Raw genomic sequence first — 26,054 nt, forward strand, 5'->3', positions numbered from 1 at the left:
GCGACGACGGCGGGCGGCCGGTGGTGCGCACCGGCCGCGCGCCGCGACGCGTCAGTCGAGGTAGTCGCGCAGCACCTGCGAGCGGCTCGGGTGGCGCAGCTTCGACATGGTCTTCGACTCGATCTGGCGGATGCGCTCACGCGTCACGCCGTAGACCTTGCCGATCTCGTCGAGCGTCTTGGGCTGGCCGTCCGAGAGTCCGAACCGCATCGAGACGACGCCCGCCTCGCGCTCGCTCAGCGTGTCGAGCACCTGGTGCAGCTGCTCCTGCAGGAGCGTGAAGCTCACCGCGTCCGCCGGGACGATGGCCTCGGAGTCCTCGATGAGGTCGCCGAACTCGGAGTCGCCGTCCTCGCCGAGCGGCGTGTGCAGCGAGATGGGCTCGCGGCCGTACTTCTGGACCTCGACGACCTTCTCCGGGGTCATGTCGAGCTCCTTGGCGAGCTCCTCGGGCGTGGGCTCCCGGCCCAGGTCCTGCAGCATCTGACGCTGCACACGCGCGAGCTTGTTGATGACCTCGACCATGTGCACCGGGATACGGATGGTGCGCGCCTGGTCCGCCATCGCGCGCGTGATCGCCTGGCGGATCCACCACGTCGCGTACGTCGAGAACTTGTAGCCCTTGGTGTAGTCGAACTTCTCGACCGCACGGATCAGACCGAGGTTGCCCTCCTGGATCAGGTCCAGGAACAGCATGCCGCGACCCGTGTACCGCTTGGCCAGCGACACCACCAGACGCAGGTTCGCCTCCAGCAGGTGGTTCTTCGCCCGCTTGCCGTCGTGCGCGATCCACTGCAGCTCACGCTTGAGCTTGCGGTCCAGGTCGTCGCCCTCGGCCGCGAGCTTCTCCTCCGCGAACAGACCGGCCTCGATCCGCTTCGCGAGCTCGACCTCCTGCTCCGCGTTCAGCAGCGCGACCTTGCCGATCTGCTTGAGGTAGTCCTTGACCGGGTCGGCCGTCGCACCCGCGGTCACGACCTGCTGGACCGGGGCGTCGTCCTCGTCCGCGTCGGAGACGACGAAGCCGGTCTCCTCGGGCTCGTCGCTCGGCGCGGCGGCGGCAGCCTTCTTGGCGCCCGGCTCCGCAGCCTCCTCGTCCTCGGTCACGTCGATCTCGAGGTCCTCGATCTCGACCTCGGCGTCGTCCTCGTCGTCGTCCTTCTTCTTGGCGCGCGCGGGCGTCGCCTTGGACTTGGCGGGGGCCTTGGCCGCGGTCTTGCGGGCGGCGGGCTTGGCGGGGCCGGTCGACGAGGTCTCCGCACCCTCGGCGTCGGCCGCCGGGGCGGCCTTCGTCGTGGTCGTGCGCTTGGTCGCCGACGCGGACTTCGTCGCGGCGGGCTTGGTGCGCGCGGTCGTCGTGCTGCGCGGGGAAGCCGCCGCGGCCACCTTCGTCGTGGTCGGGATGTCGACCTCGACGCCGGCGCCCGCGAGCGCGCGGAAGACCGCCTTCAGCCGCTTGGCGTCGTTGACGGCAGCCTGCTCGCACGCGGTGCGGAAGCTCTCGGCGTCGACGCGACCGTTCGCGCTGCCGCGCCGCAGGAGCTCCTGCAGGGCGGGGTGCTCGAACTCTCGCGGGAGTGCGGAAATCGGGGTTGAGGGCGCCACAAACCGACCTTTCGGCAATCATGGGGGGCGGTAGGGCCGCCGGAGCGGGGACGTGAACCGTGAAGTGCGGGCTGCTCTGGACTCTCACGGTGAGTCGTCGGGCTCTGGCGGACTACCTATATTGTACCGGCGATCCGTGCGCCGGACGCCGCGACACGGGGTGATGTCGGACCTGGCCGCCTCCCGACGGCCCGGCGCACCACGTCGTCACGACGTTCGTCACCCGGTTCGTGACGTGTACAACGGGTCGGGACCCTGGAAGATTCCCCCGCCCACCCCGCCCCTCACCCGGCGCCCGTCGCGCGCCGGACCGCAGGGATCCGCGTCCGCGCGCCGACGCGCGGGCGGCTCAGACGCCGGCGGGCCGCTCGGGCTTGACGGCCAGCACGGGGCAGGGCGCGTCGAGCAGGATGCGCTGGGCGTTCGAGCCGAGGATGAGCTTGCCCACGGGGCTGCGCCGACGCAGCCCGATGACGATGAGCTCCGCCGACGACCGCTCCGCGGCGCCCACGAGGTCGTCCGCGAGGTCCGCCGAGCCCTGCTCGCGGCGCAGCGTCGTACCCGTCCCCTCGAGGCGCGCCTCCACGCGTCGCAGGTCGTCCTCGTGCGCGGCGACGAGCTCGGGAGTCGACATGGAAGCCTCGGTCACGACGACGACGAGGTCGGTGCCGCGCCGGACGGCCTCGGTGGCCGCGCTGTCGAGAGCCTCGCGACCCTCGGGCGTGCTCAGGTGCGCGACGACGACGCTCATGTGTCCTCCGGAGACGGCTCGTGGGTGCGGCCGGCCGCGGGGGCGACCGCAGGTCGTGTTGCCTCGAACCTACCCGACGTCGTGCGTGTCGGCGCACGCGTCGGCGCGGACCCAGCCCGGCGGGACCCCGGCGTCGAGCGCGCTCGCGAGCAGCAGCGCGAGCCGGTACGTCGGGTCTTCCGCGAGCGCCTCGGCCAGCCGCCGACGGGCCCGGCCGCCGTCGCCGTGCCACCAGGCCACGACCGCCAGGAGCGTCAGCGCGGGTGCGGTGCTCCCGCGAGGTGCGTGGGCGACGACCGCCTCGAGCACGGCCCTCGCCGGCCCGGTGACCGCCGGGTCGGGCGCGAGGCCCGCACCAGGGTCCACGACGGCCGCGATGGCACGGCCCGTCCCGGCGTCCACGTCCCCGCCCCGCACGGTGCGGTCCGGCAGGTCGTCGGTCCCCGGCACGAGGGACAGGAGCACGGCGTCGCGCACGGGGACCGACTCGAGGCCCGCGGCCAGGCGCCCGAGGACCGTCGCGGCGGGCACCGCGGCACCGGCGCCGTCGCCGACCGGCCCGCCGTCGACCGGCCCGCCGTCGGTACGCCCGCCGTCCCGCGCCCGGTCGCGCGCGACGACCTGCGCGACCGCGGTCCGCCACAGCGCGAGGGCGGACACCCGGGCCGCGACCCGGGCCGCGACCCGGGCCGCGACGTCGTCGCCGGCCGCCACGGACCGGGCGCGGTCGCGCACCCGCCGTGCCGCGCGCGCGGCACGGCGCCGCGCGTCCGCGCCCGCGGGCGGGATCCGCAGCGCCTCCTCGCGCGAGTCCGCGAGCGCCGCCCCGGACAGCACCATGTGCGCGCCGACCTCGCTCGACTCGAGCTCGCGCAGCGACCTTCCCTCCGGCGGGCAGCAGTCGTCCTCGGCGCAGTCGAGCGCGTACCAGCCCGTCGACGACACGACCCACGCCTCGACGGGCCCGTGGTGCGGCTCGGCGGCCTCGCGGCAGTGCTCGACGGCGGCCCGCACCCGCGCGGCGGCAACGCCCGACGCGCGCAGCGGCGCGTCGGAGTAGACGACGAGCACGACGCGGCGTGCGCCGTCGGCCGCGAGGTGCCCCACGACGGACCGCGCGAGCTGCGGCCCGTGCTCGACGTCCGCCGCGTCGGCGACGTCGACGCGCACGACGAGACCGATGCGGCCGCGCGGTGGCCGCAGCCCCACGAGGACGACGCTGTCCTGCGGTCGGTAGCCGAGCCGGAAGGGGACGTAGGCGAGGAGCTCGCGCGGGCCCTGGGCCCGGATGAGGGTCGTCATGCGCCCATCCCAGCCGGTGCGCGCGGCGTGCGGGGCGCGCGCCGCCCGGCTGTGGACGACGCGGCGCGGGCACCCGGGGCTGTGGTCGGCCCCCGACCCCGGTGGTGGCTCGCGCACGCGCGGATGACTACGGTGTGCGCGTGCCACCACGAACCCGCGCCGCCGCGCACCCGGCGCTCTCCCCTGCCGGCCGGGCCGCCGTCGTCCTCGTCGCTGCCGTGCTGGGCTCGACGCTGGCGGGGTGCCAGGCGGACCTGGCCGACGTGCAAGGCGCCGCGGCACCCCGGGAGGAGCAGCCGGCGCCGGACGCCGACTCCGGCGCGCCGGGCACGCCGCTGCCCGACTACGACGCCGCCTCGGCGGTCGGGGACCTGGTGGAGGGTTTCCCCGCCGCGCTGGTCCCGGTGGCGCCGGGCGCCGAGGTGCTCGCGAGCTCGGCGCGGCCGTCGCAGGACGGCGCGCTCGTGGACGTCACGCTGAACCTGCGCTCGACGGACACGGTCGAGGCGCTCACCGCCTACTACACCGACACGCTGGGCCCGGCCGGGTTCGAGGTGTCGCCGTCGACCGTGCCGAGCGCGCTCACCTCGCTCACCACGTTCGTCCGCACGACCGCGCCCGAGGCCCCGACCGAGTCGGTCGCCGTCGGCGTCTTCGACGACGAGACCGAACGCCTCGTGACGATCAGCGGCCAGGTCGTCCCCGGCTGAGGCGCCGCGCCGCCCGCCCGCGACGAGACCGGGCGGGCAGGGTGTCGCCCGCTCCGCATAGGCTGCCCCCGTGCCGAACCCGTCGCTGCCGACCTCGCCCTCCGTCCCTCCCCAGGCGTCCGAGGACCTCACCGACCCGAGCCCCGCCGCGCTCGTCGACCGCGAGGGGGTGCGCGCAGGCGTCGACGACGCCCTGCACGCCTCGACCGCGGCGATGCGCGCCGAGCTCGCCGGGACCCACCCGGACACGGACGTGCTCGCCGACGCGACGCAGGAGCTGCTCGCGGGCGGCAAGCGCCTGCGCGCCGCGTTCTGCTACTGGTCGTGGCGCGCGCACGGCGGTGACGCAGCGGGCCCGCACCGACCCGCGGTGCTGCGCGCCGGCGCGGCGCTCGAGCTCTTCCAGGCGGCGGCGCTCTTCCACGACGACGTCATGGACTCCTCGGACACCCGCCGCGGGCGCCCGACGGCGCACCGCGCCTTCGCGGCGCGCCACCGCGACCTCGGCTGGTCCGGCGACGGCGCGCGGTACGGCGAGAACGCCGCGATCCTGCTCGGCGACCTCGCGCTCATCGCGAGCCACCGGGAGCTCGGCGACGCGCTCGACGCCCTCGCACCTGCGGTCGCCACGCGGTCGCGACGCGTGTTCGGCCGCATGCAGACGGAGGTCACGGCCGGCCAGTACCTCGACGTGCACGCGCAGGTCCTGCCGTGGGGCGAGGACCCGGCGGCCGACGAGGAGCGGGCCCGGGCCGTGATCCGCTCGAAGTCCGCGCGCTACAGCGTCGAGCACCCCATCGCGCTCGGCGCCGCGCTCGCCGGGGCCGACGACGACGCGGTCGCCGCGACGAGCGCGTTCGGCCTGCCCGTGGGCGAGGCGTTCCAGCTCCGCGACGACGTGCTCGGCGTCTTCGGCGACGCGCAGGTCACCGGAAAGCCGGCCGGCGACGACCTGCGCGAGGGCAAGCGGACGGTGCTCGTCGTGCGCGCGCTGGCCGCGGCGACGCCCGCTCAGCGCGAGCTGCTGCTCACGCACCTGGGCGACCCGGACCTCGACCCGGCCACGGTGGAGGACCTGCGCGCCGTCCTCGTCGAGACGGGCGCGCGCGACGCCGTCGAGTCGCTCATCGCGGAGCTCACCGAGCGCGCCGCAGCCGCCCTCGACGGGGCCGGGCTCGCGGAGCCGGGCGCGACGATGCTCGCGCTGCTCGCGCGCGCCGCCGTCGAGCGCACGGCCTGACCGCACCGCCGCCCGTCGGCCCGGACGATCGGGCCGACGGCGGAGCGCGTCAGAGCTCGGACTGCGCCACGCGGCGCACGCGCGCCTTGTGCCCGCTGAGGAGCGTGTCGAACGGGGCCTCGCCGAGCTCGTCGTGCGGGGTGAAGAGCCACTCGAGGATCTCGGCGTCGTCGAAGCCGGCGTCGGTGAGCACGACGATCGTGCCCTGCAGGCTCGACAGGACACCCACGCGGCCGCTCTCGTCCGGGCGGCCGGCGTTCGCCGGGTCGACCAGGTGCAGCGGCACGAGGAAGCGCGCCGGGACCTGGAACGTCGTGCGCTCGCCGCGCTTCACGCCCACGACGCGCCGCTCCTGCACGAGGCGGCGCACCTTGCCGATGTCGGTGCCGAGCGCCTCGGCGACGTCGGGGAGGGTCAGCCACTCGCCGACGAGGTCGTCGAGCGTGGGGCGGGGGCTGGTGTCGCGATCGGTCACCGGGCAAGCCTACGGCGTGCCTCCACACGACACCCACGCCGTGCGCGCCGTGCTCACCGGATCGTGACACCCGGCCACCTAGACTCTCCCCGTGGCCACCGTGACGACCGATCCCCTCGTCGGCCGCCTGGTCGACGGGCGGTACGAGGTCGTCTCGCGCATCGCGCGAGGCGGCATGGCGACGGTGTACCTCGCGATCGACCGTCGGCTCGAGCGCGAGGTCGCGCTCAAGGTCATGCACCCCCACCTCGCCGAGGGCGCGTCCGGCGCCGACTTCGTCTCCCGCTTCCGCCGTGAGGCGCGCGCCGCGGCCCGCCTCACCCACCCGGGCCTCGTCGCCGTGTACGACCAGGGCCTCGACGGCGACACGAGCTACCTGACGATGGAGTACGTGGCGGGGTCGAACCTGCGCCGCACCATGCTCACCGAGCGCACCCTGACGCTGGGTCGCACGCTCGACGTGCTCGACCACGTGCTCGACGCGCTCGCCGCCGCCCACCGTGCGGGGCTCGTGCACCGCGACATCAAGCCCGAGAACGTCCTGCTCGACACCGAGGGCCGGCTCAAGGTCACCGACTTCGGTCTCGCGCGCGCCGTGAACGAGGTGACCGCGACGACGACGGGCACGATCCTCGGGACCGTCGCCTACCTCTCCCCCGAGCTCATCGCGACCGGCACGTGCGACGCCCGCACCGACGTCTACGCGGCGGGCATCCTCGCGTACGAGATGCTGCTCGGCACCGTCCCGCACACCGGCACGACGCCGATCCAGGTCGCGTTCCAGCACGTGAACAACGACGTGCCCCCGCCGTCGGACGTCGCCCCGTGGATCCCGCCCGAGGTCGACGACCTGCTGTGCGCGCTCGCGGCGCGGGACCCCGCCGACCGCCCGGCCGACGCCGGCGCCGCGCTCGCGCTCGTGCGCTCGACCCGCGCGGCGCTCGACCCGGCCGACCTCGAGCGGCGCGTCGACCCGCCCGCCGGGGGGTCCGCCGTCGTGCCGCCCCCGCCGGGTCCGGGCCCGCGGACCGAGCCCGACGACCCGTCCGCCGCCGTGACCGCGTCCCTCGCGGCGCTCAGCCTGCGCGACCGCGAGGCCGCGGGCCTCACCGAGCCGCTCGCCGTCGGGCACGTCGTCGCGCCGACCACGCGGCCCGGCCCGCCGCCCCCTGCTGCCCCTGCCCCGGCGCGGCGACGTGGCCACGGCCGCGTGGTCGTCTGGTCGCTCGTCGTGCTCCTCGTCCTCGCGGGCGTCGGCGGCGGCGCCGCGTGGTGGTTCTCGTCCGGGCCGGGCGCCTACACCCAGGTCCCGGACGGCCTCGTCGAGGCGGCGCGCCCGGAGGCCGTCGCGATCCTCGACGACGCGGGCCTCTCCCACACGGTCGAGGAGCGCTACGACGACGCCGTGCCCGAGGGCGCCGTCGTGGCGACGGACCCGGCGTCCGGCGAGGACGTGCGCAAGGACGGCAGCGTGCAGCTCGTCGTGTCGAAGGGCGTGCGGATGCTCACGGTGCCGACCGGTCTCGTGGGCGCGACGCAGGAGGAGGCGACCGCCGCGATCGAGGGCGCCGACCTGACGCTCGGCGACCCCGTCGCCACGCCGCACGACGAGGTGCCGTCGGGCCAGGTCATGGCCGTGAAGGACCCCGACGGCAACGTCATCGAGGAGGGCGCCACGATCCGGCACGACGTGCCGGTGGTGCTCACCGTCTCGTCCGGGCCCGCGCCCGTCGTCGTGCCGCAGGTCACGGGCGCCGCGAAGGACGCCGCGGTCGCCGCGCTCGAGGAGCAGGGCCTCGTCCCCGCCGTCACGGAGGAGTACTCCGAGACCGTCGGCGCAGGGCTCGTGATCCGCCAGGACCCCGAGCAGGGCTCCGACGCCCACCGGAAGGACACCGTGAACGTCGTGGTGTCGCTCGGCCCCCCGCTCGTCGATGTCCCGAACGTCAGCACCCGCAACGTCGCCGACGCCGAGAAGGCCCTGAAGGACGCGGGCTTCCAGGTGGAGATCCGCTACCCGCAGGGCATCCACCCGCTCAACATCGTCTACGCCCAGGACCCCCCGGGCGGTGACGGGCGCACCGCGCCCAAGGGCTCGACCATCGTCCTCAACGTCTTCTGACCTCACGACCCGCGCAGACGGCTGTGGCCCGCCCCGACCACGGGACGGGCCACAGCCCTGCGCTCGACGGGAGACGGCAGTCCCCGCGCCCTCAGCCGCGCAGCATCTCCGCGACCTGGAAGGCCATCTCCAGCGACTGCTGGTGGTTGAGGCGCGGGTCGACGAGGGTCTCGTAGCGCAGGGCGAGCCCCGCGTCGTCGATCTCCTCGCTCCCGCCCAGCACCTCGGTCACGTCGTCGCCCGTGAGCTCGACGTGCAGCCCGCCCGGCACGGTCCCCGCGGCGCGGTGCACCTCGAAGAAGCCGCGCACCTCGTCGAGGACGTCGTCGAACCGGCGCGTCTTGTAGCCGCTCGCGGACGTGATGGTGTTGCCGTGCATGGGGTCCGTGACCCACGTGACGGGCACGCCCGCGCGCGCGACGGCCTCGACGAGCGGCGGGAGCGCGTCGCGCACGTTGCCCGCGCCCATGCGCGTGACGAAGGTCAGGCGGCCCTCGACGTCGTCGGGGTTGAGACGGCGGGCGAGCTCGAGCGCGACGTCGGGCGTCGTCGTCGGGCCGAGCTTGACCCCGATGGGGTTCGCGACGCGCGAGAGGAAGTCGACGTGCGCGCCGTCGAGCTGGCGCGTGCGCTCCCCGATCCACAGGAAGTGGGCGGAGGTGTCGTACGCGTCCCCCGTGCGCGCGTCCCGGCGCGTGAGCGCGCGCTCGTAGTCCAGCACGAGCGCCTCGTGGCTGACGAAGAACTCGACGGTGCGCAGCGCGTCGAAGTCGGCGCCGCACGCGTCCATGAAGCGGATCGCGCGGTCGATCTCGGACGCGGTCCGCTCGTACCGCGCGTAGGCGGGGTTGCGCATGAAGCCGCGGTTCCACTCGTGGACCTGGCGTAGGTCCGCGAAGCCGCCGGTCGTGAACGCGCGCACGACGTTCCACGTCGCCGCGGAGATCTGGTACGCCTGGACGAGGCGCTCCGGGTCGGGGATGCGCGCCTCGGGCGTGAAGGCGTGCCCGTTGATCATGTCGCCCCGGTACGCGGGCAGGGTCACGCCGTCGCGCGTCTCCGAGTCGGAGCTGCGCGGCTTGGCGTACTGCCCCGCCATGCGGCCCATCTTGACGACGGGCATGCTCGCGCCGTGCGTGAGGATGACCGCCATCTGGAGGATGGTGCGGATCTTGTTGCGGATCCGGTCGGCGTTCGCCTCCGCGAACGTCTCGGCGCAGTCGCCCCCCTGCAGGAGGAACGCCTCGCCCCGCCCGGCCGCGGCCAGGCGGGAGCGCAGCGTGTCGGCAGCCGCCGGCACCACGAGCGGCGCGGAGGCCGCCAGCCGGTCACGGACGGCGTCGAGCGCCGCCTCGTCCGGCCACGTCGGCTGCTGGAGCGCGACGAGCGTGCGGAAGTGGTCGAGCCCGGAGTCGGTCCCCGGCTCGCTCGTGGTGGTCATACGGCGTCCCCTGACGAGGTTCCTGGTGCGGTGGTGCCGGTCAGTGGGCCGCGGGCGTCGCGGGCACGAGCGGCTGGCCGATGCCCTCGAGGAGCTCGCCGAACCACTGCTGCGACACGTCGAACGCCTTGCCCCCGGCGATGCGCGGGAACTCGATGGCGCGCAGGCGGTCGCCGTTCTCCTCGTCGTGGCCGATGACGCCCGACTCGCCGCGCAACGCGCACTCGACCGCGAGGTCGGTCATCGACTTGATGAGGCGCAGGTCCTCGGCGTTCGCGGCGGCCGCGCGCGAGAAGTAGCCGGACTTCTGGACCATGACCTTCTCGGCGCCCAGCTTCTCGGCGAACTGCTTGGCGAACCACTGACCCGGGTTGACCGTGTCGAGCTTGACGTGGCCGAACGGGTCGCGCTGGACCTCCTCGCCCGCCGCCTCGAGCTGCGCCACGATCTCGTGCATGCCGGCGCCCTCGGACAGGAAGATGTTGACGTTGCCCTGCTCGTCCATGATCGCCTTGAGGCGCTCGGCCTCGGCGTCGATGTCGAGCGCGAGCTCCGGCAGGAAGACCGCGTGGACGTCCCAGCGCTCGCGCGTCAGGCCGAGGGCCGGAGCCCACTCCTGGGCGTCGAGCCACTTGCGGTACTCGGCGGCGGACGCCGCGGTGAGCCAGCCGCAGTGCCGGCCCATGACCTCGTGCACGATGAGCATGCGCGGGCCCGAGCGGTGCTCGCCGATGACGTTGGCGGCGAAGCCCGCGGCCTCCTCGGCGGCGGTCCACGCACCGAGCGACTGACGGATCGGGATCACGTCGTTGTCGATCGTCTTCGGCAGGCCCACGACCGTGAGCTCGTAGCCGTTCTCGTGGAGGTACGCGGCGAGGTCGGCCGCGGTCGTGTTCGTGTCGTCGCCGCCGATCGTGTGCAGCACGTCGACGCCGTCCGCCTTGAGCTGCTCCGCGGCGACCTGCAGCGGGTCCTGGCCCTCCTGGACGAGGCCGCGCTTGACGCAGTCGGCCGCGTTGGTGAGCTTGACGCGCGAGTTGCCGATCGGCGAGCCGCCGAAGCGGTGCAGGATCCCCGCCTGCTTGCGCCCCTCGGAGTCCACGACGATCTTCGTGCCGGTCAGCAGGCCGTGGTAGCCGTACTGGTAGGCGATGATCTCGATCTCCGGGTCGAGCTCCGTGTACCGCTCGATGAGACCCCCGACCGCGGAGGACAGGCACGGGGCGAAACCGCCCGCGGTGAGGAGGGCGACGCGACGAACCGACATGTGAACTCAGAACCTCTCGTAGGACGGATCCTGGCCGGACGGACGCGGTCCGGCGGGGTGGCGGCGACGGGGCTCGGGCCCTGCACGGGCCCGGCGCGACCGGCCGTCGCTCAGTCTACTGACGCCGCGCCGGGCTCCGGCGGCGGTTCCGGGACCTGGACGTCCGGGGCGGGACGCCCGCCGGGGGCTCCGCCCGCCACCTCGGACTCGGTGTGGCCGGCCGCGAGGCGCGCCTTGGCCGTGGCCGCGTAGATGTCGACGTACTCCTGGCCGGACAGCCGCATGATCGCGTACTGGATCTCGTCGGCGACGGCGCGCAGGATGAAGCGGTCGTTCTCCATGCCGCGGTAGCGCGAGAAGTCGAGGGGCTCGCCGATGACGACCCCGATGCGCATCGGCGTGGGGATGACCTTGCCGATCGGCTGCGCGATGTTCGTCCCGACCATCGCGACCGGGACCACCGGGGCGCCCGACTCGAGCGCGAGGCGCGCGACGCCCGTCTTGCCGCGGTACAGCCGTCCGTCCGGGCTGCGCGTGCCCTCCGGGTAGATGCCGAACAGGTCGCCCTCGCGCAGGACGCGCAGGCCCGTCTCGAGCGCGGCCTCGCTCGCCTTGCCGCCCGCGCGGTCCACGGGGATCGTCCCGACGCCGCGCATGAAGCCCGCGGTCAGGCGGCCTTTGACGCCCGTGCCCGTGAAGTAGTCGGACTTGCCGAGGAACTGGACCTTGCGGTCGAGGACGAGCGGCAGGATGAACGAGTCGATCACCGCGAGGTGGTTGCTCGCGAGGATGGCACCGCCCTCGTCCGGCACGTGCTCGACGCCCCGCGTCCAGGGACGGTACAGGAGCCGCAGGATCGGGCCGACCATCACCTGCTTCATGAACCAGTAGAACAACGTTCCTCCTCGCGGGGTCCCGGCGCGGGACGTGCATCCGACTCTAGAGTGATTCCCATGGCCGCACCGAACGCCCAGCCGGACTCCCCGCAGCCCGACGACGTCCCCGACCCCACGCCCGACGACGCGGCGCCGGGTGCGGACCACCCTGCCGCCGACGACGGGGAGGCGACGGCGCCGCGCGACGAGGCGCCCGAGCCCGCGCTCGACGTCGACGCCCGGTGGGCCGGCATCGTGGCCGAGCTCGCGGACCTGTCCGAGCTCGACCGGTCCGAGCCGGGCGTCCGCCCGGGCGACGACCCCCGGGCCGCGCAGGACCCGGCGGCCGGGGCGCCCGAGGGCGCCCCGCGCAGCGGCCGCGACGTGCTCGGGTCCGTGCCCGTGGCGCCCTGGGTGCGCCCGACGGGGCCGCGCGACTGGCCCACGACGCCCGAGGTCGAGGACCTCGAGGAGGCCGAGAGCCACTTCGTGCCCCCGGACCCGCCGCTCGTCCTCGGGCGCGACCCGCTCCTGACGATGGCGTGGGCGCTCGTCGTCGGCATGCCGATCCTGCTGCTCGTCGTGCTGGTCGTGGCACGCCCGTACCCCGTGCTCGTCGCGCAGGTGGGCGGCGGCGCCTTCCTCGTGGGGCTCGCGATCCTGCTCTGGCGCATGCCGCACCGGCGGGACGACGACGACCGGGGGCCGGGCGCCGTCGTCTGACGCCCGCGCCTCCCCCGCACCGCGCCCGCGCCGCCCGTCAGCGGCGCGCGAGGTCCGCGGCGCCGACGATGCCCGCCTCGTTGCCGTGCTCGGCGAGCTCGATCCGCGCCTCCGGGCGGTGCCCGCGCGCGGAGAGCTGGTCGGCGAACGCGCGCCGCACCGGCTGGAGCAGGAGGTCGCCCGCCGCACCGACGCCGCCGCCGATGACGATGAGCTCCGGGTCGAGCAGGGCCGTGACCGACGCCGCGCCCTCGCCGATCCAGCGGCCGAGGTTCGCGAGCAGCTCGACCGCGAGGTCGTCGCCCTCCTGCGCGGCCTGGGTGATCTGGGGACCGTTGAGCTTGTCCGGGTCGCCGCCGCAGATCTCGAGCAGGCGCGTCGCGCGGTCCGGCTGGGCGATGAGGGCGTTCTGCCCGTCACGCACGAGGGCGCGCCCGGACGCGTACTGCTCCCAGCAGCCCTCGTGGCCGCAGCCGCAGTAGTGCCCGCCGGGGACGACGCGCATGTGGCCGACCTCCGCCGCGACGCCCCACTTGCCGCGCACGAGCTCGCGGTCGACGACGATCGCGCCCCCGAGCCCCGTGCCGACCGTGAGCATGAGCATGTCGGTCGCGTCGCGCGCGACGCCGAACTGGAACTCCGCCCAGCCGGCCGCGTTCGCGTCGTTCTCCACGACGATCGGGACGTCGACGTCGCCGATGAGCTCGCGCACGTTGCGCGCCAGCGGGTACTCGCGCCACGCGATGTTCGGCGCGAAGAGCACCGAGGTGCGGTCCGGGCTGACGAAGCCGGCCGCCGCGAGGCCCATCGCGCCGACCTCGTGGTCGGCGGTGAGCTCGGCATAGACGTCGGCGATGGCGCGGTCGATGCTCGCGACGTCGTCGGGCTCGGTGTCGCGGCGCGTCTGGACGAGGATCTCGCCCTTCTCGTCGACGACCCCGGCCGCGATCTTCGTCCCGCCGATGTCCACCCCGATGGCGTGCATGTCCCGTCCTCTACTCGCTCGGTTCCGCTGACTGCAAGGTCTCGCTGCGGGTGCTCGCCCGCTCACGGACCACGCACGACGACGGGGCCTCGACCCCGCGCCACGGGTCGGGCCACCGGAACTCCGCGCCCGCGCGAAACGTTGCGCAAGCAGCGCACAGCACCTGAAGCCTACCGACAACGGCAGGTCTCGGGCACACGCCGCCACTGGGTAGGGTTCTCCCACCGTCGACTACTGCCACTGGAGCCAGAATGGACGAGATCAGCGCCCCACGGATCGTCGAAGTCGATCCCTCGAAGAACCTCAACGACCTCCTCGCGAGCCGCGTCGCGGCCGACCCGGCCGCGCCGATGGTCGAGCGCCGCACGGGTGCCGACGGTGCGTGGCAGGCGCTCAGCGCGCGCGAGTTCGACGCCGAGGTCGTCGCCGTCGCGAAGGGGCTCGTCGCCCGCGGCATCCAGCCGGGCGACCACGTGGGCATCATGTCGCGCACGCGCTACGAGTGGACCCTGCTCGACTGGGCGACGTGGGCGGCGGGCGCCGTGCCCGTGCCGCTCTACGAGACGTCGAGCCCGGAGCAGGTGCAGTGGATCCTCTCGGACGCGGACGTGCGCCTGCTCGTCGTGGAGACCGAGGCGCACGCGGCGACGGTCGAGGAGGTGCGCGACCAGGCCCCGGCCCTGCAGGACGTGCTGGCGATCGACGCGGGCGCGATCGCCACGCTCACGGCCGACGGCGCCGGCGTGGACGACGCCGAGATCGTGCGCCGGCGCGGCCTGGCCGACCTCGCGGACGTCGCGACGATCATCTACACCTCCGGCACGACCGGCCGCCCCAAGGGCGCGGAGCTCACGCACCAGAACTTCTACTCCCTCACGGTCAACGCCGTGGCCGCCGTGCCCGAGGTCTTCGGGGAGCCGGGCGGCCGCACGCTGCTGTTCATGCCGCTCGCCCACGTGTTCGCGCGGTTCATCGGCGTGCTCGTCGTGGCCGGCGGCACGGTGCTGGGCCACACGCCGGACACCAAGACGCTGCTCGAGGACCTCGGCACGTTCAAGCCGACGTACATCCTCTCGGTGCCGCGCGTCTTCGAGAAGGTCTACAACTCCTCGGAGCAGAAGGCGGCCGCGGGCGGCAAGCTGAAGATCTTCCACTGGGCCGCCGCGACCGCGATCGCGTACTCGCGCGCGCTCGACGAGCCGTCGGGGCCGGGCATCGGGCTGCGCCTGCAGCACAAGGTCGCGGACGCGCTCGTCTTCAAGAAGCTCCGGCACGCGCTCGGCGGTCGCGCGAAGTACGCCGTCTCGGGCGGCGCGCCGCTGGGCGAGCGGCTCGGCCACTTCTACCGCGGCATCGGCGTGCGGATCCTCGAGGGCTACGGCCTCACCGAGTCGACGGCACCGACGAGCGTCAACCGCCCCGGGAACACGAAGATCGGGACCGTCGGCGAGCAGCTCCCCGGCTGCGGCGCCCGGATCGCCGAGGACGGCGAGATCCTCCTGCGCGGGGACCACATCTTCCGCGGCTACCACAACAACGAGCAGGCGACCGCGGACGCGTTCGTCGACGGCTGGTTCCGCACCGGCGACCTCGGCTCGCTCGACGAGGACGGCTTCCTGCGCATCACCGGGCGCAAGAAGGAGATCATCGTCACCGCGGGCGGCAAGAACGTCGCACCCGCCGTCCTCGAGGACCGGATCCGCGCGCACGCGCTCGTCTCGCAGTGCGTCGTCGTGGGCGACCAGAAGCCGTTCATCGGCGCCCTGGTGACGCTCGACCCGGAGGGCCTGCCCGGCTGGGCGAGCATGCACGGCAAGGAGCCGCTGACCGTCGAGCAGGCGGCCAAGGACCCGGACGTCCTCGCCGCCCTCGACGCCGCGGTCACGCGCGCGAACCAGGCGGTGTCCCGCGCCGAGTCGATCCGCAAGTTCACGGTCCTCACGACGGACTTCACGGTCGAGAACGGCTACCTCACGCCGTCGCTCAAGGTGAAGCGCAGCGAGGTGCTCAAGGACTTCGCGGCCGACGTCGAGGCGATCTACGTCGACGGGCCCGCGCCCGTCCGCTGACACGGCCCGGGGCCCTCGTCCCCGCGCACCACGGCCCTCCCCGGCAGCACGCCGGGGAGGGCCGCGTCGTCAGCGGCGGGCGAGCCGCGCCAGGAGGGCGTGGGCCGGGACGCACGCCGCGCCCATCGCCTGCACGTCGTCGGCGACGGCGCGGTCGCTCGTCACGACGACGACCGGGCGCCCGGGCGGCTCGGCGGCGACCAGGCGCCGGATGAGGTCGTCCGCGATCTCCCCCGACGAGAACAGCACGCGCACGCCGCGCGGGGCGTGCACCGGCCGGGGGCCGCCGTCGGCGCCGTCGAAGCACACGGTGACCTCCGTGCCGGCGGCGGCCACGCGGAGCAGGCCGGAGAGGAGGCGGTCGCGCTGGTCCGCGAGCGACAGCTCGCCGTAGCCCGTCTTCGTCACGTTGTAGCCGTCGACGACCAGGTGCGTCCGCGGGACCGACAGCAGGTCGTCGACGAGCGCCGGGTCGTCCGCCGCGCGGCCGCGCGACCCCGGCCGGGGACGCGCCGCGTCCGGCAGCCCGGCGGCGACGTCGTCGGCGGGCGTCGTGGTCGACGGGCCGAGCGCGAGCTCGCGCCGGAGCCCCGCCGCCGCGTCGACCACCGTGTCCAGCAGGAGCCGCGCGCGGGCCGTCGCGAGGTCGGCCGACGACGTCCGCGCCCGGCGTGCCACGTCCCGCTCCGCGCGCGCCCGGGCCAGCTCGACGGCGGCCGCGCGACGTTCCTCGCGCGCGTCCCGCAGCGCGGCCTCGGCGGCGTCCCGCTCCCCCCGCGCCGCCCGCTCGGCGGCCCGCGCCTCGGCCCGCGCCCGGTCCGCGTCCGCGCGCAGCCGCCGCTCGGTCCGGCGTACCGCGGCGAGCTCAGCCATGGCGGCCTCCGCGCGCGCGTCGGCGTCGCGGGCCCGCGCCTGGAGCTCCTCGACCTGGCGGGCGAGCCGATCGCGCTCGACGCGGAGGCGGGCCGCGTCGTCCCGGGCCGACCGGTCCGCCCGGAGGGTGTCGTCGAGCGAGCGAGCGCACTCCACTTCCGCCTGCCAGCCGTCGGGCCGCAGGAGGAAGGCACCCGCAGCCCGCTCGCGCACCTGCGCCGGGGACAGGTCGTCCGGGGGCGCGGGGTCGGGCTCCGGCTCGCTGTCGTGCTCACGGGACCAGACCGCGGCGACCGCGTGCCGGAACCCCGCGTCGTCGACCAGGGCCCGCCACAGGGGCGCCGCACCGGCCGTCGCCCGCCGCCGGGGCGCGAAGGCCCGCACCCGCTGGAGCGCGACCGGGACCAGGGCCGTGTCGAGCGCTCCGAGCGCGTCCGCCGCGGCGGCCACGAGGAGGCTGCGGACCGACGGCGGCACGTCCGGCTCCGCGGGCAGGGCGTCCTCCGGTCCGTCGGCCACCATGCGCCGCGCCTCCTCCGCACCTCGTCCGCGGGTCATCGCGGGCGCTTCGTCCCTGATCGTCCTGATTCTCTCGGTCCCACCCTATGCCGCCCGGGGACGCGCGCCCCGGCTCCCGGACTTCGTGTCGGCGGGCGGCCGACGGACCTCGCGGCGGCGGTGTCGGTGGCCTTCGCTAGCCTCGCCGCCATGTCGTCCGGACCCGCCCTCGCCGCCCCCCGCGCCGGGTCCGCACCGCAGGGCGTCCCCGTCCAGCCCACGCTCGAGGACCTGGGCACGCCGCTGCACGAGGTGACGTTCGTCGTCGTCGACCTCGAGACGACCGGCGGCTCCCCCGCGGGCGCCGGGATCACGGAGATCGGCGCGGTGAAGGTGCGCGGCGGCGAGGTGCTCGGTGAGTTCCAGACGCTCGTCGACCCCGGGGTGCCCGTGCCCGCCTTCGTCGCCCGGCTCACCGGCATCACGTCGTCCATGGTCGCCACCGCGCCCCGCATCGAGGCCGTGCTGCCCAGCTTCCTCGAGTTCGCGCGCGGCGCCGTGCTCGTCGCGCACAACGCGCCGTTCGACATCTCGTTCCTCAAGGCCGCGTGCCGCTCCGCGGGCTACGACTGGCCCGGGAACCAGGTGCTCGACACCGTGCCCCTCGCGCGGCGGGTCGTCACGCGCGACGAGGCACCGAACCACAAGCTCGCGACGCTCGCGGCCCTCTTCCGCGCCACCGTCACGCCGGACCACCGCGCGCTCGCCGACGCACGCGCCACCGTCGACGTGCTGCACGCGCTCCTCGGCCGCCTCGGCCCGCTCGGCGTGACGCACCTGGAGGACCTCGCCGGGGCGACGGACCCCGTGCCGCAGGACGTGCGCCGCAAGCGCCACCTCGCCGACGGCCTGCCGGACGCGCCCGGCGTCTACCTCTTCCGCGGCCCCGGCGACGAGGTGCTGTACGTCGGCACGTCGACGTCGATCCGGCGCCGCGTGCGGTCGTACTTCACGCGCTCGGAGAAGCGCGGGCGCATCACCGAGATGGTGCGCATCGCGCACGCCGTCACGCCCGTCGTGTGCGCGACGCCGCTCGAGGCGCAGGTCCGCGAGCTGCGCCTCATCGCCGAGCACGCGCCGCGGTACAACCGCCGGTCGCGGCACCCGGAGCGCATGACGTGGGTCCGGCTCACCGACGAGGCGTACCCGCGCCTCTCGCTGGTCCGCGACGTCCGCGCACCGGCGGCGCACATCGGCCCGTTCGCCTCGCGGCACCAGGCCCAGGCCGCCGTGGACGCCCTGCACGACGCCTTCGCGCTGCGCCAGTGCACCCGGCGCCTCCCCGTCGTCGCCTCGCCCGGCGCGACGGCGTGCGTGCTCGCCGAGATGGGCCGCTGCTCCGCCCCGTGCACGGCGACCGAGCGCGACGCGGGCTACGGCGACGTCGCGGCGGGCGCGCGCGAGGCCTTCGAGGGCGACCCGTCGCGCGTGGTCGCCGAGCTCGGGCGCCGCATCGTGGCGCTCTCGCGAGACGAGCGCTTCGAGCAGGCCGGCGAGCTGACCCAGCGCCTGCGCGCCTTCCTCACGGGCGCGGCGCGTGCGCAGCGGCTCGCCCCGCTCGCCGCGTGCGCCGAGCTCGTCGCCGCCCGCCCGACGGACGCCGGCGGGTGGGAGGTCGTCGTCGTGCGGCACGCGCGGCTCGCCGCGACCGGCGTCAGCGCCCCGGGCACCGACCCGTGGCCGCTCGTGCACGCGCTCGTCGCGACGGGCGAGACGGTGACACCACCCGTGCCGCCGGCCCCCGCGAGCCATCCGCACGAGGCCGAGATCCTGCTGTCGTGGCTCCAGGAACCCGGGGTGCGGATCGTCGACGTCACGGGTCCCTGGGCGTGCCCGGTCCGCTCGGCCGGGTCGCACGTGGACCTCGCGGCCACGGCCCGCCACGTCGCGCGCCACGCGGACGCCGACGGCGCCGACCTGGCCCACGCGTCGGCCGGGCCGACCGTAGAGTGGTCGCCTGACGACGACCCGTCCCCGGAGGAACCATGCTCACCGCCATCGTCCTGATCGACACCGACCCCGCACGCATCCCCGAGGTGGCGTCGGAGGTCGCGGACCTGCGCGGGGTCAGCGAGGTCTACTCGGTGACGGGCAAGGCGGACCTCGTCGCGATGGTGCGGGTCCAGGAGCACGACCAGCTCGCCGACGTCATCGCGGACCGCATCAGCAAGGTCCAGGGCGTCGTGCGCACCGAGACGTTCATCGCGTTCCGCGCCTACTCGAACGTGGACCTCGAGCAGGCGTTCGCCCTCGGCCTCGACGACTGACCGGCGGTCAGTCGCGCGCCGGCTGACTGGCCGTCAGTCGCGCGCCGCGGCCTCCGCCCAGCGGGCGAGCGCCGCGCGCGCGGCACCGGAGTCGACGCTGCGGGCCGCGACGTCGTAGGCCGCGCGCAGCCGCTCGACGAGCGAGCCCTCCGCGGTACCGGGCAGCGTGCCGTCGGCGACGAGGCCCGCGGCCGCGTTGAGCAGCACGGTCTCGCGCACCGCGCCCGGCTCGCCCGCGAGGAACCGCCGCGCGACGTCGGCGTTGTGCGCCGCGTTCCCGCCCCGCAGGTCCTCGACGGTGACGGGCGTCAGCGCGAGGTCGGCGACGGGGTCGAGGCGGTGCTCCGTCACGGCGCCGTCGCGCACCTCCCACACCGTGGCGCCGCCGGTGGCCGCGAGCTCGTCGAGACCGTCGTCGCCGCGGAACACGAGCGCCGACGTGCCGCGCCCGGCGAGCACGCCGGCGATGAGCGGCGCCATCCGGGCGTCGGCCACGCCGATCGCGGCCGCGCGCGGCTGCGCGGGGTTCGTCAGGGGGCCGAGCACGTTGAACGCCGTCGGGATGCCGAGCTCCTTGCGCGCGACGCCCGCGTGCCGCATCGACGGGTGGAACACCATGGCGAAGCAGAAGGTGATCCCCGCCTCCTGCACGATGCGCGCCACGCGGTCGGGACCGTGGTCGAGCCGGATCCCGAGCTCCTCGAGCACGTCCGCGGCCCCCGACGACGACGTCGCGGCGCGGTTGCCGTGCTTGACGACGCGCACGCCCGCGCCCGCGATGACGAGCGACGCCATCGTCGAGATGTTCACGGTGTGGGCGCGGTCGCCGCCCGTGCCGACGATGTCCACGGCGGGCCCGTCCACGGAGAAACGGCTCGCGTGCGCGAGCATCGCGTCGGCGAGGCCGGTGAGCTCGGCGACCGTCTCGCCCTTCGCGCGCAGCGCGACGAGGAAGCTCGCGAGCCTCACGGGCGAGACCTCGCCCGACATGACCTGGTCCATGGCCCACGCGGTGCGCTCGGCGTCGAGGTCGTTCCCCGCGACGAGCTCGGTGAGCAGACCGGGCCAGGTGAGCCCCGCACCCGTCGAGTCGCTCGTGGTCGAGGCGGCAGGGTGCGGGGTGGCGGTCACGGGTGGCCCTTCGGCTGGTCGGTCTCCTGGTCGGCTACCGCGTGCCGGAGGCGCGCAGCAGGTCGGCGACGGCGCGCTGGAGGGCGACCGCGTCGAACGGCCGGGGCACCGCGTCGTCGGCGAGCGACCACGATGCTAGCCAACCGTCCTGCGGCCTGCCGGTGAGGACCAGGACCGGCGGGCACGCGTAGATCTCGTTCTTGAGCTGGCGGCACAGACCCATGCCCCCGGCCTTGTCGGCCTCGCCGTCCAGGACCAGCAGGTCCCACCCGCCGGCGTCCGCCGACGCCACGACCGCCGCCGGGGTGGCCACCTCGTGCCACTCGATCTCCGGCTGCCCCGCGCCCAGCCGCCGCCCGACGGCGAGCAGCACCTGCTCGCGCACGGTCACGTCGTCGCTGTAGAGCAGGATGCGCGGCGCGCGCGGGGTCACGTCCGTGTCCCCGTGCGTCGTCGTCACGGTCGTCGTCATCGTCGTCACCGTCGCCTTCGTCGTTCCCTCGGGTGGGCCCGGGAGCGCGCGGCGCCGCGGGTGGCGGACGCACGTCCCGACTGGCATCTTGGCACGCCGGAGCCCTCCGCAGCACCCCTGCGGCGGGTCGCGCGCCGACCGGCGGCGGAGCGGGGACCAAGGGCCCTGGCCCGCGCCCCGGACGCCCGGGTTTCATGGCACTCGGACGGTTTCCGTCACCAAGTGCAGGTCTCCGTGGGAAGTTCTGGAGACATTGTGAGATTCACCGCCTCCGGGCTGCCGTCTGCGTGCCGCGAAGCTGAGGTTCGTCGGCCATAATGGCTCCTGTGTCGACCGCAACGGCTGCCCCCCACGCCCATCAGCACGTGAGCGTCAACCGACCGAACCCCGTCTCGGTCGGGACGATCGTGTGGCTGGCCAGCGAGCTCATGTTCTTCGCCGGCCTCTTCGCCATGTACTTCACGGTCCGCGCCGTGATGCCCGCCGACGAGTGGGCCCTCGAGGCGGACAAGCTCAACCTGACCTTCGCGGCGATCAACACGACCGTCCTGGTGCTGTCGTCGGTGACGTGCCAGATGGGCGTGTGGGCCGCCGAGCGCTTCCAGCCCGTCCGCACCGGCTCGATCTTCCAGGTGAACCGCTGGGGGATGAACGAGTGGATGACGCTGACGTTCCTCATGGGCGCGTTCTTCATCGGTGGTCAGATCTTCGAGTACGCCGAGCTCGTCGAGCACGGCGTGTCGATCTCCTCCACGCCCTACGGCTCCGTCTTCTACATCACGACCGGGTTCCACGGCCTCCACGTCGTCGGCGGCCTGATCGCCTTCCTGTTCCTTCTCGGCCGCTCGTTCTCGGCCAAGAACTTCGGGCACCACGAGGCCACGACGGCCATCGTGACGTCCTACTACTGGCACTTCGTCGACGTCGTGTGGATCGCGCTCTTCTTCGTGATCTACATCTTGCGCTGACGTCCCGCCCGGGTTCCGCCCCGGACCGCCCACCCGCCCCCTGCTCCCCCACCTGCGAGACGAGGATCATTTCGTGAAGGCACTCGCCGCCCGCAGACACCACCGCTTCGCGCCGGTCGTGCTGCTGCTGCTGGCGCTGCTGGTCACCGGTGGCGTCTACGCCGCCTTTGCCCCGACTTCGGCCAACGCCGAGACCGCCAGCACCGAGGACATCGAGACCGGCCAGAAGCTGTTCCAGGCCAACTGCGCCACGTGCCACGGGCCGAACGCCGAGGGCACGGCCACCGCGCCCTCGCTCGTCGGTGTCGGCGCCGCGTCGGTCGACTTCCAGGTGTCCACCGGCCGCATGCCCATGCAGATGGACGGTCCGCAGGCCATCCAGAAGCCGCGCCAGTTCGACGAGGAGCAGACGGCGCAGCTCGCCGCCTACGTCGCGTCGCTCGGCGCGGGCCCCGCGATCCCCACGGACGAGCAGGTCGACGCAGCGCTGGGCGACCCGGCCAACGGTGCCGCGGTCTTCCGCACCAACTGCGCGATGTGCCACAACGCGATCGGTGCGGGCGGCGCCCTCTCCGAGGGCAAGTTCGCTCCCCCGCTGTGGGACACCTCGGAGCGCAACATCTACCAGGCGATGCTCACCGGCCCGCAGTCGATGCCGGTCTTCAACGACGCCACCGTGACGCCCGAGGAGAAGCGGGACGTCATCGCGTTCCTCGCCGAGCAGCGCGACGGCTCTGCCGGCGGCCTGTCGCTCGGGTCGCTCGGTCCGGTCAGCGAGGGCCTGTGGGCCTGGATCGTCGGAATGGGCCTCCTCATCGGGGCCGCAGTGTGGATCGGAGCGAAGTCCTCGTGAGCGACTACCAGAGCCCCCGCTCGTCCGAGTCCTCGCACCGCGAGGTCGGGCACCACGAGGAGCACGGCACCCTCGACACGTTCCCGGACCCCGGTCTGCCGGAGCACAAGAGCCGCATGGCCGACCGCGACCCGAAGGCGTCGAAGCGCGCCGAGCGTCAGGTCGCCGCCCTCTTCGGGATCTCCGTCATCGGCACCATCGCGGCCCTCGTCGTCTACTTCGTGATCCCGCCGGACGGGACCACGGCGGGCGTCCGCCTCTCGACGGTGGCGCTCGGCGTCGCCATCGCCTTCGCCCTGCTCGGCATCGGCTTCGGCGCGGTGCACTGGGCCAAGGTCCTCATGTCCGACCACGAGAAGGTGGACGAGCGCCACCCCATCGCGAGCGACCCCGAGACGCGCACCGCCGCGCTCGCCGAGCTCGACGCGGGCGTCAAGGACTCGGGCATCGCCCGCCGCGGCGTCCTCAAGGGCGCGGTCATCTCCGCCCTCGCGCTCTTCCCGCTCACCATCGCGGTCCCGCTCGTCGGGAGCGTCGGTGGCGACTGGAACGTCTCCAAGTTCAAGCACACCCTCTGGCAGCGGGGCACGCGCCTCGCGATCGATCCCTCGGGCCGGCCCATCAAGGCCGCCGACGTCACCATCGGCTCGGTGGTCCACGTCATCCCCGAGGCCTCGCAGGAGGAGATGCAGTCCCACGAGTGGATCACGGAGAAGGCCAAGGCCGTCGTCCTCCTGGTCCGTCTCGACCCGCGCGACATCGTGTCCGAGCAGTCCCCCGCCGGGGAGAGCTGGTCGTACGACGGCATCGTCGCGTTCTCCAAGATCTGCACGCACGTCGGCTGCCCCGTCGCTCTCTACGAGCAGCAGACGCACCACCTGCTGTGCCCGTGCCACCAGTCGACGTTCGACGTGGCCGACAGCGCCAAGGTGGTCTTCGGCCCCGCGAAGCGGCCCCTGCCGCAGCTGCCGATCACCGTTGATGACGAGGGCTACCTGGTTGCGCAGAGCGACTTCCACGAGCCCATCGGCCCGAGCTTCTGGGAGCGTCTGAAGTGACCACCAGCACCGGAACCGCCGCACCTCGGGCGGCCGCACCGAAGTCAGCCGCGCCGACGACCCCCGCCGGGAAGGCCGCGGACTACCTCGACCAGCGCACCGGCATCGGTGTCGCCGTCAAGGAGTTCGCGCGCAAGGTCTTCCCCGACCACTGGTCGTTCCTCCTGGGCGAGATCGCGCTCTACTCGTTCGTCGTCCTGATCCTCACCGGCATCTTCCTGACGATGTTCTTCGTCCCGAGCATGTCCCTGGTGACCTACCACGGCGAGCCCGCCTCCATGGACGGCGTGCTCATGTCCGACGCGTTCGCGTCGACGCTGCACATGTCGTTCGAGGTCCGCGGCGGTCTGCTCATGCGGCAGATCCACCACTGGGCCGCGCTGATCTTCATGGCGTCGATCGTCACGCACATGATGCGCGTGTTCTTCACGGGCGCGTTCCGCAAGCCCCGTGAGGTCAACTGGCTCGTCGGCATGCTGCTCATGATCATGGGCCTCGCCGCCGGCTTCTCCGGCTACTCGCTGCCCGACGACGTCCTGTCGGGCAACGGCCTGCGCATCACCGACGGCGTCGTCAAGGCGATCCCGCTCATCGGCTCGTACATGTCGTACTTCATCTTCGGCGGCGAGTTCCCGGGCGAGCACATCATCCCGAGACTGTTCACGGTCCACATCCTCCTGGTGCCGGGCCTGATCCTCGCGCTGGTCGCGCTCCACCTGTTCTTCGTCGTGCTCCACAAGCACACGCAGTACCCGGGTGGCGGCCGCACGGACACCAACGTGGTCGGCTTCCCGCTGTTCCCCGTGTACGTCGCGAAGGCCGGCGGCTTCTTCTTCGTCGTGTTCGGCATCCTCGCCCTCATGGGCGGCACGATGGCGATCAACAACGTCTGGAACTACGGCCCCTACGATCCGTCACCGGTCTCCGCGGGAGCACAACCCGACTGGTACATGCTGTTCCTCGAAGGGTCCTTGCGACTCATGCCGGGGCAGACGGAGTTCGTCATCGGCGGGTACACGCTGTCGCTGAACGTCCTCATCCCCGCGGTCGTCGTGCCGGGCCTGCTGTTCACGTTCCTCTTCGTCTACCCGTTCCTCGAGTCCGCGGTGACGAAGGACAAGCGCGAGCACCACGTCCTCGACCGCCCGCGCAACGTGCCGGTCCGCACCGGCCTGGGCGTCGCGTTCCTCACGGCGTTCATCATCCTGGCGCTCGCCGGGTCGAACGACCTCATCGCGACGCACTTCCACATGTCGATCAACACGATCACCTGGGCCTTCCGGATCCTGATCTTCGTCGGCCCCTGGTTCGCGTTCTGGGTCACCAAGCGCATCTGCCTCGGGCTGCAGCGCAAGGACCGCGAGCTCGTGCTGCACGGCCACGAGACCGGCCGCATCGTCCGGTTCGCGCACGGCGAGTACATCGAGGTCCACCGCCCGCTCGACGAGCAGGAGCGCTGGCTGCGGGTCAACTACTCCGCCCACGCCCCGCTCGAGATCGAGCCGGCGACGGACTCCCGCGGCGTACGTCGCAAGGGCTACAAGAAGGACAAGCGTCTCCAGCGCCTGTCGCGGTTCTTCTACGAGGACCGCATCGAGCCCGTGACGCCGGCCGAGCTCGCCGCCGCGCACTCGCACGGCGAGCACGACGCCCTCGAGAGCACGAGCCACGAGCAGATCGAGGCCGGGACCGCCCCCGTCGGCGGCGGTCGGGACCTCGTGGAGCCGGAGAAGGGCGCCGACGAGCGCTGACCTCCGGGTTCCTGCACAGTAGGACGATGACCCGCGACCAACCCCCTCTTCCAGGCGGGCAGGTCGCGGGTCATCGTCGTCTCTGCCCCCGGAGCGCGGCAGCGCCCGCGTGAGGCGGCAGGGACACCGTCAGTTCACTGCCCAGGGACCGTCGGACGACCTCCGGCGGTCCGTACCAGGAGGTACATCCGGATGCCCGCTTACACCCTGCCCGAGCTGTCCTACGACTACGGTGCGCTCGAGCCGCACATCTCCGGGCGGATCATGGAGCTGCACCACTCCAAGCACCACCAGGCCTACGTCACCGGCGCGAACACCGCCCTGGAGAAGCTCGCCGAGGCCCGCGAGTCCGGCGACTTCGCCGCGATCAACCTCCACGAGAAGAACCTCGCGTTCAACCTCGGCGGCCACGTCAACCACTCCGCCTTCTGGACCAACCTCTCCCCCGAGGGCGGCGGCGAGCCCACCGGCGAGATCGGCGCCGCGATCGACGAGCACTTCGGCTCCTTCGACGCCTTCAAGAAGCAGTTCGCCGCCGTCGCCGCCGGCGTCCAGGGC

23 protein-coding genes are annotated in these 26,054 nt (G+C 73.9%); 12 read left to right on the forward strand and 11 right to left on the reverse strand.

What is annotated here, in order from left to right; genetic code table 11:
• Nucleotides 1–51: 51 nt before the first annotated feature.
• The 3 genes from RDI86_RS10775 to RDI86_RS10785 form a co-directional block, all read right to left on the reverse strand.
• On the reverse strand, nt 52–1,605 hold the full coding sequence (locus RDI86_RS10775; protein ID WP_021479922.1) for an RNA polymerase sigma factor: 1,554 nt from the start codon (nt 1,603–1,605) through the stop codon (nt 52–54).
• 349 nt (nt 1,606–1,954) lie between these two features.
• Nucleotides 1,955–2,356, reverse strand: coding sequence for a universal stress protein (locus tag RDI86_RS10780; RefSeq protein ID WP_021479921.1), 402 nt, complete (start codon nt 2,354–2,356; stop codon nt 1,955–1,957).
• A 69-nt stretch (nt 2,357–2,425) separates the two neighbouring features.
• On the reverse strand, nt 2,426–3,658 hold the full coding sequence (locus tag RDI86_RS10785; protein ID WP_308821375.1) for a DUF4192 domain-containing protein: 1,233 nt from the start codon (nt 3,656–3,658) through the stop codon (nt 2,426–2,428).
• A gap of 140 nt (nt 3,659–3,798) precedes the next feature.
• Between RDI86_RS10785 and RDI86_RS10790 the strand changes: the two genes are divergently transcribed.
• Nucleotides 3,799–4,368: a hypothetical protein gene (locus RDI86_RS10790; protein ID WP_128957491.1), complete on the forward strand. Its 570-nt coding sequence runs from the start codon at nt 3,799–3,801 to the stop codon at nt 4,366–4,368.
• Nucleotides 4,369–4,438: 70 nt separating this feature from the next.
• The gene (locus RDI86_RS10795) at nt 4,439–5,608 is read left to right on the forward strand and encodes a polyprenyl synthetase family protein (RefSeq protein ID WP_240696581.1); all 1,170 of its coding nucleotides are present in this window, start codon (nt 4,439–4,441) and stop codon (nt 5,606–5,608) included.
• Nucleotides 5,609–5,657: 49 nt separating this feature from the next.
• Here the strand turns inward: RDI86_RS10795 and RDI86_RS10800 are convergent, their stop codons facing one another.
• Entirely contained in the window at nt 5,658–6,083 is a 426-nt protein-coding gene (locus RDI86_RS10800; protein WP_308821376.1) for an Rv2175c family DNA-binding protein, read from the reverse strand.
• Nucleotides 6,084–6,174: 91 nt separating this feature from the next.
• On the opposite strand from RDI86_RS10800, the gene pknB reads away from it, so the two are divergent.
• A complete protein-coding gene (gene pknB / locus RDI86_RS10805) occupies nt 6,175–8,205 on the forward strand; it encodes a Stk1 family PASTA domain-containing Ser/Thr kinase (RefSeq protein ID WP_308821377.1) in 2,031 nt (676 codons plus the stop codon).
• A 91-nt stretch (nt 8,206–8,296) separates the two neighbouring features.
• Here the strand turns inward: pknB and RDI86_RS10810 are convergent, their stop codons facing one another.
• The 3 genes from RDI86_RS10810 to RDI86_RS10820 form a co-directional block, all read right to left on the reverse strand.
• Nucleotides 8,297–9,646 carry a class II 3-deoxy-7-phosphoheptulonate synthase gene (locus RDI86_RS10810; protein WP_043658206.1) on the reverse strand — a complete coding sequence of 450 codons (1,350 nt, stop codon included), beginning with the start codon at nt 9,644–9,646 and terminating at the stop codon, nt 8,297–8,299.
• A gap of 40 nt (nt 9,647–9,686) precedes the next feature.
• Nucleotides 9,687–10,913: a pyrophosphate--fructose-6-phosphate 1-phosphotransferase gene (locus RDI86_RS10815; protein WP_163187293.1), complete on the reverse strand. Its 1,227-nt coding sequence runs from the start codon at nt 10,911–10,913 to the stop codon at nt 9,687–9,689.
• Nucleotides 10,914–11,023: 110 nt separating this feature from the next.
• Nucleotides 11,024–11,809 (reverse strand): 1-acyl-sn-glycerol-3-phosphate acyltransferase, encoded by a 786-nt coding sequence (locus RDI86_RS10820; RefSeq protein ID WP_228075234.1) that lies wholly within the window; start codon nt 11,807–11,809, stop codon nt 11,024–11,026.
• Between the two features lie 57 nt (nt 11,810–11,866).
• Here RDI86_RS10820 and RDI86_RS10825 point away from each other — a divergent pair, with 57 nt between their 5' ends.
• Entirely contained in the window at nt 11,867–12,511 is a 645-nt protein-coding gene (locus RDI86_RS10825) for a hypothetical protein (RefSeq protein ID WP_308821378.1), read from the forward strand.
• A gap of 37 nt (nt 12,512–12,548) precedes the next feature.
• On the opposite strand, the gene RDI86_RS10830 is transcribed toward RDI86_RS10825, so the two are convergent.
• Nucleotides 12,549–13,496, reverse strand: coding sequence for an ROK family glucokinase (locus RDI86_RS10830; RefSeq protein WP_043658218.1), 948 nt, complete (start codon nt 13,494–13,496; stop codon nt 12,549–12,551).
• Between the two features lie 251 nt (nt 13,497–13,747).
• On the opposite strand from RDI86_RS10830, the gene RDI86_RS10835 reads away from it, so the two are divergent.
• Nucleotides 13,748–15,565: a long-chain fatty acid--CoA ligase gene (locus tag RDI86_RS10835; protein ID WP_061267338.1), complete on the forward strand. Its 1,818-nt coding sequence runs from the start codon at nt 13,748–13,750 to the stop codon at nt 15,563–15,565.
• Nucleotides 15,566–15,634: 69 nt separating this feature from the next.
• Here the strand turns inward: RDI86_RS10835 and RDI86_RS10840 are convergent, their stop codons facing one another.
• Nucleotides 15,635–16,996 carry an NYN domain-containing protein gene (locus RDI86_RS10840; protein ID WP_308821379.1) on the reverse strand — a complete coding sequence of 454 codons (1,362 nt, stop codon included), beginning with the start codon at nt 16,994–16,996 and terminating at the stop codon, nt 15,635–15,637.
• A 150-nt stretch (nt 16,997–17,146) separates the two neighbouring features.
• Here RDI86_RS10840 and RDI86_RS10845 point away from each other — a divergent pair, with 150 nt between their 5' ends.
• Both RDI86_RS10845 and RDI86_RS10850 read left to right on the forward strand, forming a co-directional pair.
• The gene (locus tag RDI86_RS10845; RefSeq protein WP_144723357.1) at nt 17,147–19,003 is read left to right on the forward strand and encodes a DEDD exonuclease domain-containing protein; all 1,857 of its coding nucleotides are present in this window, start codon (nt 17,147–17,149) and stop codon (nt 19,001–19,003) included.
• Nucleotides 18,982–19,263: an Lrp/AsnC family transcriptional regulator gene (locus tag RDI86_RS10850; protein WP_034654744.1), complete on the forward strand. Its 282-nt coding sequence runs from the start codon at nt 18,982–18,984 to the stop codon at nt 19,261–19,263. The genes RDI86_RS10845 and RDI86_RS10850 overlap by 22 nt, the downstream gene beginning before the upstream one ends.
• Before the next feature lie 33 nt (nt 19,264–19,296).
• Here RDI86_RS10850 and trpD read toward each other — a convergent pair whose 3' ends face one another.
• Together trpD and RDI86_RS10860 are read right to left on the reverse strand one after the other, a co-directional pair.
• The gene (gene trpD / locus RDI86_RS10855) at nt 19,297–20,394 is read right to left on the reverse strand and encodes an anthranilate phosphoribosyltransferase (RefSeq protein WP_061269446.1); all 1,098 of its coding nucleotides are present in this window, start codon (nt 20,392–20,394) and stop codon (nt 19,297–19,299) included.
• 34 nt (nt 20,395–20,428) lie between these two features.
• Complete coding sequence (locus RDI86_RS10860; RefSeq protein ID WP_021481151.1) at nt 20,429–20,866, reverse strand: response regulator transcription factor; 438 nt, start codon at nt 20,864–20,866, stop codon at nt 20,429–20,431.
• Between the two features lie 317 nt (nt 20,867–21,183).
• On the opposite strand from RDI86_RS10860, the gene RDI86_RS10865 reads away from it, so the two are divergent.
• From RDI86_RS10865 to RDI86_RS10885, 5 genes are all read left to right on the forward strand, one after another.
• Nucleotides 21,184–21,834: a heme-copper oxidase subunit III gene (locus RDI86_RS10865; RefSeq protein WP_021481150.1), complete on the forward strand. Its 651-nt coding sequence runs from the start codon at nt 21,184–21,186 to the stop codon at nt 21,832–21,834.
• A 73-nt stretch (nt 21,835–21,907) separates the two neighbouring features.
• Nucleotides 21,908–22,687: a c-type cytochrome gene (locus tag RDI86_RS10870; RefSeq protein ID WP_021481149.1), complete on the forward strand. Its 780-nt coding sequence runs from the start codon at nt 21,908–21,910 to the stop codon at nt 22,685–22,687.
• Nucleotides 22,684–23,745, forward strand: coding sequence for a Rieske 2Fe-2S domain-containing protein (locus tag RDI86_RS10875; RefSeq protein ID WP_374990531.1), 1,062 nt, complete (start codon nt 22,684–22,686; stop codon nt 23,743–23,745). Before RDI86_RS10870 ends, RDI86_RS10875 begins: the two co-directional genes overlap by 4 nt.
• Complete coding sequence (locus RDI86_RS10880; protein ID WP_021481147.1) at nt 23,742–25,496, forward strand: cytochrome bc complex cytochrome b subunit; 1,755 nt, start codon at nt 23,742–23,744, stop codon at nt 25,494–25,496. Before RDI86_RS10875 ends, RDI86_RS10880 begins: the two co-directional genes overlap by 4 nt.
• Before the next feature lie 192 nt (nt 25,497–25,688).
• Nucleotides 25,689–26,054 (forward strand): Fe-Mn family superoxide dismutase (locus RDI86_RS10885; protein WP_308821380.1); only part of this gene is annotated, 366 nt, incomplete at its 3' end.

Origin of the sequence: Cellulosimicrobium sp. XJ-DQ-B-000, from assembly GCF_031119065.1 — a bacterium.
GTDB lineage: Bacteria > Actinomycetota > Actinomycetes > Actinomycetales > Cellulomonadaceae > Cellulosimicrobium > Cellulosimicrobium funkei.